The 14,093-nt window shown below is 38.9% G+C and carries 13 protein-coding genes and 1 pseudogene; 6 read left to right on the forward strand and 8 right to left on the reverse strand.

Going from position 1 to position 14,093, the window contains the following annotated elements; genetic code table 11:
• The first annotated feature begins 49 nt into the window (after positions 1-49).
• The gene (locus tag GQR44_RS16295) at positions 50-556 is read left to right on the forward strand and encodes a helix-turn-helix domain-containing protein (RefSeq protein WP_166370789.1); all 507 of its coding nucleotides are present in this window, start codon (positions 50-52) and stop codon (positions 554-556) included.
• Positions 556-1,398, forward strand: a pseudogene (locus GQR44_RS16300) (IS3 family transposase); the annotation flags it as partial. The gene GQR44_RS16295 and the pseudogene GQR44_RS16300, both read left to right, overlap by 1 nt.
• A gap of 81 nt (positions 1,399-1,479) precedes the next feature.
• Here the strand turns inward: GQR44_RS16300 and GQR44_RS16305 are convergent.
• The 7 genes from GQR44_RS16305 to GQR44_RS16335 are packed head-to-tail and all read right to left on the reverse strand — an operon-like array spanning position 1,480 to position 8,812.
• Positions 1,480-2,049, reverse strand: coding sequence for a septation protein A (locus GQR44_RS16305; RefSeq protein ID WP_166372761.1), 570 nt, complete (start codon positions 2,047-2,049; stop codon positions 1,480-1,482).
• A 39-nt stretch (positions 2,050-2,088) separates the two neighbouring features.
• Positions 2,089-2,898, reverse strand: a complete 810-nt coding sequence (gene trpA, locus GQR44_RS16310) for a tryptophan synthase subunit alpha (RefSeq protein ID WP_166372819.1) — start codon at positions 2,896-2,898, stop codon at positions 2,089-2,091.
• Positions 2,899-2,912: 14 nt separating this feature from the next.
• On the reverse strand, positions 2,913-4,100 hold the full coding sequence (gene trpB / locus GQR44_RS16315; RefSeq protein ID WP_166372762.1) for a tryptophan synthase subunit beta: 1,188 nt from the start codon (positions 4,098-4,100) through the stop codon (positions 2,913-2,915).
• A 21-nt stretch (positions 4,101-4,121) separates the two neighbouring features.
• Entirely contained in the window at positions 4,122-5,543 is a 1,422-nt protein-coding gene (gene trpCF, locus GQR44_RS16320) for a bifunctional indole-3-glycerol-phosphate synthase TrpC/phosphoribosylanthranilate isomerase TrpF (protein ID WP_166372763.1), read from the reverse strand.
• Complete coding sequence (gene trpD / locus GQR44_RS16325) at positions 5,536-6,558, reverse strand: anthranilate phosphoribosyltransferase (RefSeq protein WP_166372764.1); 1,023 nt, start codon at positions 6,556-6,558, stop codon at positions 5,536-5,538. Before trpD ends, trpCF begins: the two co-directional genes overlap by 8 nt.
• Positions 6,559-7,182 carry an aminodeoxychorismate/anthranilate synthase component II gene (locus tag GQR44_RS16330; protein WP_166372765.1) on the reverse strand — a complete coding sequence of 208 codons (624 nt, stop codon included), beginning with the start codon at positions 7,180-7,182 and terminating at the stop codon, positions 6,559-6,561.
• Between the two features lie 4 nt (positions 7,183-7,186).
• On the reverse strand, positions 7,187-8,812 hold the full coding sequence (locus tag GQR44_RS16335) for an anthranilate synthase component 1 (RefSeq protein ID WP_166372766.1): 1,626 nt from the start codon (positions 8,810-8,812) through the stop codon (positions 7,187-7,189).
• 336 nt (positions 8,813-9,148) lie between these two features.
• Between GQR44_RS16335 and GQR44_RS16340 the strand changes: the two genes are divergently transcribed.
• From GQR44_RS16340 to galU, 4 genes are all read left to right on the forward strand, one after another.
• Positions 9,149-9,997 (forward strand): PHP domain-containing protein, encoded by an 849-nt coding sequence (locus GQR44_RS16340; RefSeq protein WP_166372767.1) that lies wholly within the window; start codon positions 9,149-9,151, stop codon positions 9,995-9,997.
• A 67-nt stretch (positions 9,998-10,064) separates the two neighbouring features.
• Complete coding sequence (locus GQR44_RS16345; protein WP_166372768.1) at positions 10,065-10,685, forward strand: L-threonylcarbamoyladenylate synthase; 621 nt, start codon at positions 10,065-10,067, stop codon at positions 10,683-10,685.
• 228 nt (positions 10,686-10,913) lie between these two features.
• A complete protein-coding gene (gene rluB / locus GQR44_RS16350; RefSeq protein ID WP_166372769.1) occupies positions 10,914-11,786 on the forward strand; it encodes a 23S rRNA pseudouridine(2605) synthase RluB in 873 nt (290 codons plus the stop codon).
• Positions 11,787-11,884: 98 nt separating this feature from the next.
• Entirely contained in the window at positions 11,885-12,712 is an 828-nt protein-coding gene (gene galU, locus GQR44_RS16355; protein ID WP_166372770.1) for a UTP--glucose-1-phosphate uridylyltransferase GalU, read from the forward strand.
• Between the two features lie 470 nt (positions 12,713-13,182).
• Here the strand turns inward: galU and murQ are convergent, their stop codons facing one another.
• Positions 13,183-14,076, reverse strand: a complete 894-nt coding sequence (gene murQ, locus GQR44_RS16360; protein ID WP_166372771.1) for an N-acetylmuramic acid 6-phosphate etherase — start codon at positions 14,074-14,076, stop codon at positions 13,183-13,185.
• Between the last annotated feature and the right edge of the window lie 17 nt (positions 14,077-14,093).

Raw genomic sequence — 14,093 nt, forward strand, 5'->3', positions numbered from 1 at the left:
TGAACTGACCCCAAATAGTTGGACAACCAATTACTGAGGGTCTTTTTTTATGTCCAAATATAGTCGTGAGTTAAAACTCATCATCGCAAAAGAATGCCTAGGTGGTAAGTCATCTAGGAAACTAGCAAATGAATTTACAATATCCTCTCGACAGATTCGATATTGGACTTCGGTTTTCGCAATTCATGGGACAAACGCATTCTTACCTACTTCTCATGGTTGTAATGCAAAAACAAAACTTCAAGCATTAAAATTAATGTGGACAAATGACTGGTCGCTCACTCACACTAGTGCTGTATTAAATTTGTCTTCACCCGGCTCTCTTTCTGTATGGCTAAAAACATATAATGAGGCTGGGCTTAGAGGACTTGAATGTTCCTCACTCGGGAGACCTCCTATGAAACCACAACCAAATACTCCTGCAAAGCCAAATAATGAAATGACACTTGAAGAACTAAAAGAAGAGCTTGCTTATCTACGAGCAGAGAATGCTGTTTTAAAAAAGTTGGAAGAGCTGGAACAGACAAAACGCCGTCAAATAAAGAAAAAGCGTTAGTTGTTTTAGCTCTCAAAGATAAGCATGCTTTGAAGCACCTCCTTCAAGCCACTCACTTGGCAAAGAGTGTGTTTTATTATCAAGTTAACGCAGGCAAAAAAATGGATGCTTATAGTCTTGAATTAGATCTTATTAAGACGATTTACCATGAGCATAAAGGCCGTTATGGCTATCGTCGTATTCACCTAGCGCTTAGAAGGCAAGGAGTTATGCTAAACCATAAGACGGTACAAAGACTGATGTCGCAATTAAACTTAAAATCGACAGTAAGACCCAAAAAATACAGCTCTTATAAGGGAGGTGTAGGGAAAACAGCACCTAATGTTCTTAAGCGAGACTTTAAAGCAACAAGACCAGATGAAAAATGGGTAACCGATGTAACTGAATTTAAGGTTAAAGATCAGAGAGTCTATTTGTCACCAGTTGTTGACCTATTTACCCAAGAAGTAATCGCTTATAAGATCGCTAAAAATGCTCGTTTACCATTAGTCACAGATATGTTGAAAGATGCTCTCGATAATTTGAGCAAGAACTCAAAACCCATCGTACATAGCGATCAAGGCTGGCAGTATCGGCACAAAGCATACCAAAAACAGCTTGCAGATTGTGGGCTTACACAAAGTATGTCCAGAAAAGGGAATTGCTTAGATAATGCAGTAGCTGAAAACTTTTTTGGATTATTAAAAACAGAAATGTATCATAGGCAAAACTTCAAAGATGCCGATGAACTGATAGAAAAGCTCGACGAATATATCGAGTATTACAATAAAAAAAGGATAAAGGTCAAATTAAAAGGCCTGACTCCGATAGAGTATCGAATCCAGGCCTTACAAGCCGCCTAACTAAAATGTCCAACTATTGGGGGTCAGTTCAGTGCACACAACGGGCTTTATTGTTAATACTATCGAGTCATTAAAGCGTTTTTATTCGGCTTCTTTTTTAGTGTCGACCTTTTTCTTTTTATCTTCATTAGGCAGGTATTTATAAATATATAAACCGCTTAATAATGTAAAGACTAAAGTCGCCCCTAACAATCCAAATACTTTAAAGTTAACCCAAACTTCTTGCTCTAGGCTAAATGCAACATAGATATTGAGTAACCCTAAGGCCAAGAAAAAGACTGCCCAAGCGATGTTTAACGTTGACCATACTTTTTCCGGTAAAGTAATTTCTTTACCTAGCATCTGTTTAAGAATTGGTTTTTTAAAGATAAATTGGCTAGCTAATAATGCAATGGTAAATAACACATACACCACGGTGACTTTCCATTTAATGAATACATCATCATGCAAAATTAGCGTTAATGTTCCAAACACCAACACCATTAAGAAAGTGATGATATGCATTTTTTCAGCTTTGCCGTGCTTAAAGTAATTGTAAGCTAACAATAAGCCCGTTGTTACAATTAATGATCCCGTTGCGGCATAAATATCGACCATTTTATACACGGCAAAAAAGATAATTAAAGGAATAAACTCAAAAAATTGTTTCATGACACTCTCTTCTTTAAAAAATTAAATAATGATAGTCCGTTATTTGAAGGTTGCTGCCTTCATTGCACTAATAAATTCAAACATTTCTGTTTTCATTGTAGCGGGATCATCAAGGTTACGTTGGATTATTTTCACCACCGCTGAGCCTGAAATTGCACCTGCCGCTCCTGATTTAATCGCGTTAGCGACCTGTTCAGGTTGTGAAATACCAAACCCTAACAATGATGGTGGTGCATTATACTGGCCTAATGTTTCAAGCATATGTTCAACGGGCATGCCTGCTTTTGCATCCGCACCTGTTACACCGGCACGACTTAATAGGTAAGTGTAACCTTGGCCATATTCTGCTACTTGTTGTAACGTTGCTTTATCACCATTAGGTGGGGCAATAAATATTTGCTGTAAACCAAATTTCTCTGCTGCCGCACGGTATGGGGCACTTTCATGTAATGGCACGTCTGCAATTAAGATCGAATCTACACCGGCTTCTTTGCAGCGCTGATAGAAATTCTCTATGCCATTACAATAAACTAAGTTCACATACAATAATAAACCAATAGGTATTTGTGGATGTTGAGTGCGGATCTCTTTAATTATTTCAAAACAAACCTGTGGTGTGGTGCCTGCCTCTAACGCTCGAATTGAAGCATCTTGAATGACGATACCATCAGCAACGGGATCTGAAAATGGAATGCCTAATTCTAGTGCATCTGCGCCAGCTTCAATTAGTGTATTAATAATACTTAATGATTGCTCACGGTTTGGATCACCGACAGTGACGAAGGGAACAAATGCACCTTGATTTGCATCTGCTAGGCGATCAAATAATTGTGCGTATCTTTGCGTCATTAAATCGTGCGTCATTAGATCATCCCTCTTTTTTCAAAAATATCGGCAACGGTAAAGATATCTTTATCACCACGGCCTGACAAGTTAACAATAATGATTTGCTCTTTATCATCGTGTTCAATAATTTTTAATGCATGTGCAAGTGCGTGAGCAGATTCTAATGCGGGGATGATACCTTCCTGTTCTGCCAATGCTTTGAACGCCATTAGTGCTTCATCATCGGTTGCATTCACATACTGTGCTCGACCTGTTTTGGCCAAATGTGCATGTTGTGGTCCTACAGATGGGAAATCTAATCCGGCTGATATAGAGTAAGACTCTTCAATTTGTCCGTTATCATCCTGCATCATTAACGACTTCATGCCAAAGAATATGCCCTTAGTACCACAGGCAATAGGACAACCATGTTCACCGGTTTCGATACCATGTCCGCCTGGCTCAACACCAATTAATTCGACGTTCTGATCTTCAATAAAGTCAGCAAAAATACCAATGGCATTAGAGCCTCCACCCACACAAGCGATGACTTTATTCGGTAGAATACCTTCTTTGCGTAAACATTGTTGTTTCGCTTCTTCGCCAATTATTTTTTGGTACTCACGTACAATTGTTGGGAATGGATGCGGTCCAGCAGCTGTACCCAGTAAATAATGTGAATTTTCATAGCTACCAGCCCAGTCTCTTAATGCTTCGTTACAGGCATCTTTTAAAGTAGCCGAGCCGGAAGTCACCGGAATCACTTCTGCCCCCATTAAACGCATTCTAAATACGTTAGGTTTTTGTCGCTCACAGTCCACTTGTCCCATGTAAACACGGCATTTAAGGCCTAATAATGCACAGGCTAGCGCTGTCGCAACTCCGTGTTGTCCCGCGCCGGTTTCGGCGATGATCTCAGTTTTACCCATGCGTTTTGCTAATAATGCTTGACCTAATACCTGATTCGTTTTGTGTGCACCACCGTGTAATAAATCTTCACGTTTTAGGTATAATTTAGTTTTTTTACCTTTGGTTAAATTACGGCATAAAGTTAACGGTGTCGGGCGTCCTGCATATTCAGTCAATAACTCTTCTAATTCTGCTTTAAATCCATCATCTTGTTGTGCTTTTAAAAATTCAGTTTCAAGCTGTTTTAATGCAGGAACCAATATTTGTGGTACATACATACCACCAAAATCACCAAAATAAGCGTCTAACGTTTTCATTTTTTTTACCTTCTAAAGCGTTTATCGTTGCATGTAACGACGAATTGCAGCAAAGCTACGATTTAATTTGTCAGCGTCTTTTTTACCGGGTTCAGATTCAACACCTGAATTAAAATCTAATCCTGCACAACCTATTAAAGCAGCTTGTTGTGCATTGTCTGGATTAAGCCCACCGGCTAATATCAGCTTGCTTTTATCTATCTTGTTTTGTTCGCTATCATCATTGGTTAATAGAGACCAATCAAAAGCTTGTCCTGTACCACCACTTTGTTCACCAACACGTGTATCGACTATGTGTTTGCTAACATTATATTTTTCAAATGCCGGCAAGCTATCACTAACACCATGTGCTTTCCATACTTCACAGCTTTTTGGCAACGCCGCTAATAATGCTTTAACATATTTAGGTGTTTCATCACCGTGTAATTGCACTGCGCTCAAACCTAAACTTTTTGCTGTGTAAGCAACTAGTTCGATCTCTTCATCTTGGAATACACCTACATACTTTAAAGGGGCACCTAACATCACTAAACGAGCTTGTTCAAGAGCGACGAAGCGTGGTGATTGCTCAACAAAAATTAAACCACCATAAACTGCACCAGCTTTATGTGCATCAGCTGCATCTCTGGCATGTGTTAAACCACAGACTTTATTCTCACCTAGGATCAGTTCTCTACACGCACGGTCAATATTGTTTTTTGACATGATTGAACTGCCAACTAAAAAACCATTCGCGAATTGGCTTAATTCTTTTACTTGCTGGTGGTTATAAATACCTGACTCAGAAATAACGATCCTGTCTTTTGGTATTTTAACGGCGAGTTCTTTAGTACGGTTTAAGTCAATAGTAAGATCACGTAAGTCTCTATTATTAATGCCAATTACTTTTGCATTTAAGGCAATTGCACGAATCAATTCCTGCTCATTACTCACTTCGGTTAATACGCCCATATTTAAGCTATGTGCGGTATCACGGTATGCTTGGTAAGCGTCATCATCCAACACAGAGAGCATTAATAAAATAGCATCGGCTTGGTAATAACGAGCCAGATAAATTTGATATGGGTCGACAATGAAGTCTTTACAGATAACTGGTTGTGTTACTTGCTCACGTACTTTGTTGATATATTCTAAATCACCTTGGAAGTACTTCTCTTCAGTGAGCACAGAAATAGCTGATGCATAGTTTTTGTAAACATTAGCAATTAAATCTAAATCAAAATCTTCACGGATCAAACCCTTTGATGGTGAAGCCTTTTTGCATTCTAGAATAAATACACTGTGCTCTTGATCTAATGCTTGATAAAAGTGACGGTCACTTTCCACCAAATCATCTTTAAAGGTAATTAAAGGCTGTTTCACTTTACGTGCGGCAACTGATATTAATTTGTCATCAACAATTTTACCTAAAATAGTATCTTGTAAACTTTGGTCGTTAAGCATTGCTTTGCTCCGCAAGTTGTTTGAGTAATGTAAGGGGTAAACCTGATTGCATGCTAGCTAATGCTATTTGCGTTCCTTGTTTAAAGTTATCTGCTTTGCCATTTAAGACTAACAGGGCTGAGACATTAATCGCCACAGCAACTTGTTGTGCCTCGGTGCCTTTACCCTGTAAGATCTTTTCAATAATGACTTTATTCTCTTCGGGTGTGCCACCAAAAATACTTTCGACAGGATAAGATTCAACACCAAAATCCTGCGGTGTTAATGTGTATTCTTTTATTTCACCGTTATGCAACTCGGCAACCTGTGTACTGCCATGCAAGGCAACTTCATCTAAGCCACTGCCATACACAACCATCACTCGCTTCATGCCCAATTGTTGATGCACTTTAGCAATCGGCAATAATAGCTCTGGCGCATAAACGCCCATTAATTCAAAATCAGGGCGAGCTGGGTTAACTAAGGGACCTAATACATTAAATATCGAACGTGTTTTTAAAGCGGCTCTCACTGGTCCCGCAAAACGCATACCTGCGTGGTAACTAGGTGCAAAAATAAAGCAAACGTTTAAATCATCCAAGCATTGGCGTGCTGTTTGTGGTGACATTTCTAGGTTAATACCAAACGCAGCTAATAGATCTGATGAACCTGATTTGCTAGAAACGCTACGACTACCATGCTTACATACTTTCACTCCGCAGGCGGCAGCAACAAAAGCACTGGCTGTCGATATATTGATGGTGCCTAAACCATCACCGCCGGTCCCGACGATATCGGTAAATGGATAATCAGGACGAGGAAATGCTTTAGCCTGCGCTAATAACGCTTTCGCAGCGCCGGTAATTTCAGTCGGTGTTTCACCTTTAATTTTTAACGCGGTGATCACTGACGATAATACGATAGGGTCAATCTGTCCTAATACAACTTGCTCAAAAAAAGCTTGGCTTTGTTGCTCAGTCAGTGACTGCCCTTGATAAAGTTGTTCTAAAATCGGGTGTACATCATATTGGCTCATTTAATTTTTCTCCGATTCAGTCAGTAAGTTAAGACTGTTTTCTAAAAGCTGTGCACCTTCACAGGTTAAAATAGATTCAGGGTGAAATTGAAAACCGATCACCTTATCTTGTTGGTGGTAAATAGACATACACATGCCATTATAATCTGCCACGGTTTGTAAAGTATCAGGCACGGTTGTACCTACTAGTGAATGGTAACGAGCAACAGATAGAGGTTGAGACAAACCTTGAAACATTTTATCTCCACAGTGTTGAATGAGAGACGACTTACCATGTTGTATTTCATCCGCTTGTCCAACGACACCGCCGTATTGCTCTATTAATGCTTGATGGCCTAAACATATGCCTAAAATAGGCACTTGACCTTTACATAATGTGATTAAATCTATCATACATCCCGCTGCACTTGGTGTCCCAGGACCTGGTGATAATACTAAGACTACTTCACCTGCGCAGGCATCAATATGCGCTTTAATGTTCTCGGCACTTTGATTATTGCGATAAATTTTAACCGGATAACCCGCTGCTTTGAACTGATCCACTAAGTTATAAGTAAATGAGTCAAAGTTATCAAGAAAAAATAAGGTTGCTTTAGTTGTGTTTTGATTGCTTTGAATAGTCATGGCCTTATTCTCCTTGCTTGTTGGCATTTTGGGAATTGTTTGTCGAGGAGGTTACTGCTGCGAGTGTTGTTCCGTGTGCAAGCGCTATCGCATTTAATACTGCTGCCGCTTTACTGCGTGTTTCATCGGCTTCTAATTGCGGCACTGAATCATAAACAACACCGGCTCCTGCTTGTGCTTGTGCAATACCATCTTTTACAAAGGCTGAACGGATCACAATACAACTATCCATATCACCATTACCATTAATATAACCGACTGCACCGCCATAACTTCCTCGGCGTTTTTTCTCTACTTTTCGAACGAGATTGGAAGCGCTAATTTTTGGTGCGCCTACTAGGGTGCCCATATTCATGCAAGCTTGGTAGGCATGTAAAGCATCTAAATCTTTTCGTAACTTTCCAACAACGCGTGACACTAAATGCATCACATGGCTGTAACGATCTACCTGTAAGAGTTCAGCCACATGGCGTGTACCTGGTTCACTAATACGTGCAACATCATTACGCGCTAAGTCGACCAACATTAAATGCTCAGAGGTTTCTTTTTTATCTAAGCGAAGCTCTAATTCTAAGCGGCTATCTAGGTCTTTATTGATACTACCATCTGGGTTGAATCCGCGACGGCGAGTACCTGCAATAGGATAAATTTCGACATCTTTAGAACTCTGAGTGAACTTAATAGCGCTCTCTGGTGAAGCGCCGAACAGAATAAAATCACTGTCTTTTAGATAAAACATATACGGGCTTGGATTAGTTTCTTTTAACTTTTGATACGCTGAAATAGGATCTGGGCAAGGCAGTGAGAAGCTACGAGAGGGCACTACCTGAAAAATATCCCCTTTGACGATATTGGTTTTTAATTGTTCAACAATTTTGCAATATTGGGCATCTGAAACATCGACACTAACTTTCGCATCAATGGTTATTTGTTGATTGATTGGCGCAATAAAGTTATCGCAAAAGCCTTGTAACTGAGCAATACGCTTGTTTATTCGTAACTTACTTTCGTCTGAATATAAGCCACCAAAAATACTGCCTAAAATCTCACCTTGTTTGCTTTGATGATCGTGGATCATTAATGTTTCGGCTACATAGAATACATAGTCTGGAGTCGTGTTTTCGCTGTCTTCAACTTCTAATAACTGTTCAAAGGTTGCAATAAAATCATAAGCAAAAACGCCACCTAAAAATAATGCCTCAGAATGCGAAGAGTGTTTTTTAATGCGGTCAACTAAACAGCGAATTGCATCCATTGGTGAGGCAGATTTTAAACGTTGATCTTCATCGCCACTGGTATCTGATTGAGGAAAAGTGAGTTGCAATCGGCTAGGGCTTTGTGCGCTGATCAATTGTGTTGAAAATTTAGGCGTGATGAAAGTAAGTAAATCTTTGCCGTTGTCAGTTAGTGTATCAAGTGTCACGACTAAACCTTGGCAGGTGATCTTCAAACAGGCATCAACAAGTATCAGACTTTTCAAGTGCGCTTTACTTTCTATTTCAGCAGAGTCGAACAATAAATGGTTATCGCTATTCGCGCTGATTTGTTGAAATAATCCTAATGAATCTTGAATGTAGCTGCAGGGTGCTTCAATGGTTTTTAATACGCCGATCGGGTGTTGAGTATTCATGTTTAAATCCTTAATAATTAGTGAGCAAATGTTGAAATAGTTATTATTTGATTTGCCATCGCCAATTAAGGACTGTGTTTAAGATTATCATTGAATTTACCTGTTTTACTTTTGTTGGTTCCAAATATGAAAAAAGCCCGCAATATGCGAGCTTTAGAATTGGTTTTGTTGGGAAAATTTAATATACAAAAACCTCATTGCTCGCTTATGAGAATGAGTGCCACCAAGAATCTTTAAGAGTAATTGTAGAAAAAATCATATATTATGCGTCCCGTAATAATTAGAAGCTATTTTTTTGCATTCTGCTTTTAATGTCAAGGTGTTTTTAGGATATTCATGTTAATTGATCTTCACTCTCATACGAAAGCCTCAGATGGACAGCTCACGCCTAGTGAATTAGTGCAACGTGCTGAAAACAGGCAAGTTCACTTTTTAGCCATTACTGATCACGATACAGTAGATGGATTGGTTGAAGCAAGCCAATACATTAAAGATAATAATTTAAAGTTGCAATTGATTAATGGTATTGAAGTGACAACTAATTGGTTGAATCATGAAATACACGTCGTAGGTGTCAATATTGACCCTGAACATCCTGAATTAATTAAGTTAATTGAAATACAAAAAGAAAAGCGTGAACAGCGTGCCATGGAAATGGGTCGTCGTTTAGCGAAAGCGAATATAGACAATGTATATGAAGGGGCAAAAGCCTTGGCCGGTGATGGTGCTATCACACGCGCACATTTTGCTCGTTATTTAGTCGAGATAGGCGTGGCGCCTACTTTCCCTAAAGTTTTCGATAAATATTTGAGCCGCGGAAATACCGGTTATGTACCCCATGATTGGGTGGATTTAGCGAATGCAATTGAAGTCATTCAATCAGCAGGGGGACAAGCAATACTTGCCCATCCTGATGCTTATAGCTTATCGAATAAATGGTTAAGAAAACTATTGATTACATTTAAAGCGGCTGGTGGTGATGCAATGGAAGTGGCTATCGGGCAGCAATCACCACAAATGCGCTTGCAATTAGGGTTGTGGAGCAAAGAATACGATTTATTAGCTTCTCAAGGCAGTGACTTTCACTTTGTTGGACGTTGGCGTGATTTAGGAAAAAGTTTATTTTTACCTGAAATTTGTCAGCCAGTTTGGCATAATTGGACTGTTTGTCAGAGTACCGAATAAAAGGCGTTTTTTGTGCCATTTTTAGCGTAATATTAGCAATATTGAGATACAAGAGTAGTAGAGACTTATGAGTCAGTTTTTTTATGTACATCCTGAAAATCCCCAAAAACGATTGATGAAACAGGCTGCTGAAATAATAGAGCAAGGTGGGGTGGTTATTTATCCTACCGACTCTGGTTATGCATTAGGTTGTGGCATTGATAATAAACGCGCTCTAGAGCGTATTTGTCATATTAGAAAAATAGATAAAAAGCATAATTTCACCCTGGTATGTAAAGATTTAGCTGAGATTGCTATTTATGCGCGTGTTGATAATGCGGCTTATCGTATGCTGAAAAGTAATACACCGGGTCCTTACACGTTTATTTTTAAATCCACCAAGGATTTACCAAAGCGTTTAATGAATCCTGCTAAGCGTACTATTGGTATTCGCATTCCAGATAATGCCATTGCGTTAGCGTTATTGGAGGAATTAAGTACTCCATTGATGACCACCAGTCTGATTTTACCCGGTAAAACCAGTACTGAGTTTGATCCCGAAGATATTCGCGATCATTTAGAGCAACAGGTCGATCTGATTATTAATGGCGGTTACTTAGGTGAATCACCCACTACTGTGATTGATTTGTCCGACGATGAAGTTACTATTGTCAGAGAAGGTGCTGGAGATTTAACACCGTTTATTTAAAGCTGTGTATCTCGGCCTGTTTGTTCAATAAAAAGCAAGTTGTGAGTGCGTTAATATGGATAATGAATATTAATGTTTTTACAATGAAAATGTAAAGAAAACCCGCTGGCAGTGTGTTGCTGTTGGCTTTTAATGAAGATATTAATGGTTAGTGATTGAAGCTCAATAGAAGTGCAAATAGCTAACATTATTTATTGGCATAATGTGAATTACCCAAAGGAAAAGAATATGAGTGAAAAATTACAGAAAGTATTAGCCCGTGCAGGATTAGGCTCTCGCCGTAAAATGGAAGCAGTTATCTCTGAAGGACGTGTAAGTCTTGATGGTAAAATTGTTGAATTAGGCGAACGTGTGACACAGGAACAAGTAATCCGTGTTGATGGGCATGTTGTTAAATACCAAGCTGCTGAAAGTGTTGTTTGTCGAATTCTAGTTTATAACAAACCCGAAGGTGAAGTTTGTACGCGTAGTGATGAAGAAGGCCGTAAAACTGTTTTTGACCGTCTACCACAGATGAAAGGCGCTCGTTGGATTTCGATCGGACGTTTGGATATTAACACGTCAGGTTTATTACTGTTTACCACTGATGGTGAATTTGCTAACAAAATGATGCATCCGAGCCAACAAATTGAACGTGAATATGCAGTACGCGTATTTGGTGATGTAACGGAAGCAATTTTAAACCGCTTACGTACCGGTGTTCAACTTGAAGATGGTGAAGCAAAATTCTTAGATATTAAAGAACATGGCGGTGAAGGCATTAACCGTTGGTTCCACGTTGTATTAACCGAAGGCCGTACGCGCGAAGTTCGTCGTTTATGGGAAAGCCAAGGTTTGCAAGTTAGCCGTTTGATGCGTGTTCGTTACGGTAATATTATGCTAAACAATCAATTACCGCAGGGTGGTTGGCAGGAGCTTTCACTGAAAGAAGTGAACTACTTACGTAAGTTAGTGAGTATGCCACGCGAAACAGAAACTAAAGTTCGCATTGATACCAATAAAGTCTCTAATCCACAAGCAAGAATTCGTCGTGCCGTGAAGAAACATAATCAGCATCGTAAAGCCGGTGAACGTCGTCGAGTGACACGTACAAGAAGCTAATTCATTAATATATAACGCTATTATGGTACGTGTTTTATCTATAAAATGATGATAAAGTAGACTTAGGTCAAGTAAATGTATTCATTAAGTGAGGGATTATGATTAAAAAATGTTTATTTCCAGCAGCTGGTTATGGCACACGCTTTTTACCTGCTACTAAATCAATGCCAAAAGAGATGATGCCACTGGTTAATAAACCTTTAATCGAATTTGGTGTCGATGAAGCAATTGAAGCGGGCATGACCGGCATGGGGATTGTGGTTGGCCGTGGTAAGCACTCTATCTCAGACCATTTTGATCATAATTATGAATTAGAGAAAGAAATTAGTGGTACACCAAAAGAAGAAAAGTTAAAAGATATTCGTAAAATTATGGATACAGCTACTTTTTCTTTTATTCGTCAGCGTCAAATGAAAGGCTTAGGTCATGCAATTTTAGTAGGGCAAGAGCTAATCGGTGATCAACCGTTTGCGGTCGTATTAGCTGATGACTTATGCATCAACCAAGGTGGTGATGGTGTATTAAAGCAAATGGCTGCTTTATATGAGCAGTTCCGTTGTTCTATTGTTGCCGTTGAAGAAGTACCTGAAGATCAAATTCATAAATATGGTGTGATCAAAGGTTCGGTGATCAGAGATGATATTTATCGTGTTGATGACATGGTTGAAAAACCAGCGCCAGGAACAGCCCCAAGTAACCTTGCGATTATCGGACGTTATATTTTAACGCCAGATATCTTTGAAATATTAAAAAATACTAAACCTGGTAAAGGCGGTGAAATTCAAATCACTGACGCTTTATTAGCACAAGCTAAATCTGGTTGTGTATTAGCTTATAAATTCAAAGGTAAACGTTTTGACTGTGGTAGTGTACCGGGCTATATAGAAGCAACAAACTTCGTTTATGAAAATTTATACAAAGAGTAAACGTTAACTTCTTAAGTTATTATTTATAATGCCGTTCATTAACCTGAACGGCATTTTTTTTGCTTTTTTTAAATAAAAATTAAAAGTAATTAACCACGAAGACACGAAGGGCGTAGAAGGTTAGGTAAAAAACTAATGGAAAAGATAAAAATTAATTTTAGCCAACAAGTTTATAAGTCCTCGTTTTTTAATTTTTCTTCGTTTTCTCTGTCCAGTGCAGCGGCTTCGTGGGTGCTTTATGTTTTTAAAACTTAAAACTTAAAACTTAAAACTTAAACCAAAAGCGAAAAGCAATTAACCACTAAGGCACGAAAGGTGGAGAAGGTTAAGTCAAAAAACTAATGGAAAAGATAAAAAATTAATTTTACCCAACAAGTTTATAATTCCTCGTTTTTTAATCTTTTCTTCGAGTTCTTGTAAGGTGCTTATTATACTCAACGTTTACTTTGTTAAGTATTATGAGTATTTTACTAAATACATTGACGTATAAAGCCTTTGTTTCGTTGCAGACTTGCTGTCGCTTGCTCTACATTAGTATTAGTTAATATCATGACGATCGCTGTTTTGCAGTGATGTCCAGACTCGGTGAGCGCCACTTCGGCTGTCTCTCTGCTGCAGTCTGTCGCTTCCATTATTATCTTTTTTTGACGCTCAATTAGTTTGGCATTGGTCGCTTGTACATCCACCATTAAATTGCCAAATACTTTACCACTTTTAATCATGGCACCTGTAGTGAGCATATTGAGTACCATTTTTTGTGCTGTGCCAGCCTTCATTCTTGAGGAGCCAGTGACTACCTCTGGTCCAACAATGACATCTAAAGCGATATCGGCAATTTCAGCCATTTTACTGCCTTCGTTACAACATAAACTGATCACCTTACAACCTTGTTGTTTAGCATGCTGCATAGCGCCTATCACATAGGGAGTCCGTCCGCTGGCAGCAATACCAACAACAACATCGTTTTCTTTTAAGTCGATGGCTTGTAAATCTTGTTGCCCAGCGTGAAGATTATCTTCTGCATTTTCAACCGCTTTTAAAATAGCTGGTTTGCCACCGGCGATTAAACCTATTACTTGTTCAGCGGGGCTACCAAAAGTTGGTGGGCATTCACTTGCATCTAAAATACCTAAACGGCCAGAAGTGCCTGCTCCGCAATAAAGTAAACGGCCTCCTGCAGCAAAGGCTGATTGAATTGTATCTACTGCTTGTGCAATAGCAGGTAAAATCTTGGCCACTGCAAGTGCAACTTTTTGATCTTCATTATTAATAATGGTGAGCATCTCTAAGCTTGATAAAGTATCAATATTGGCACTGGCTTGATTACGACTTTCGGTAGTAAAGTGTTTTAAAGATAAACTCATAATAAGGATTTCACTAT

Source organism: Psychromonas sp. SA13A (assembly GCF_011378715.1).
In the GTDB taxonomy this organism is placed as follows: Bacteria; Pseudomonadota; Gammaproteobacteria; order Enterobacterales; family Psychromonadaceae; genus Psychromonas.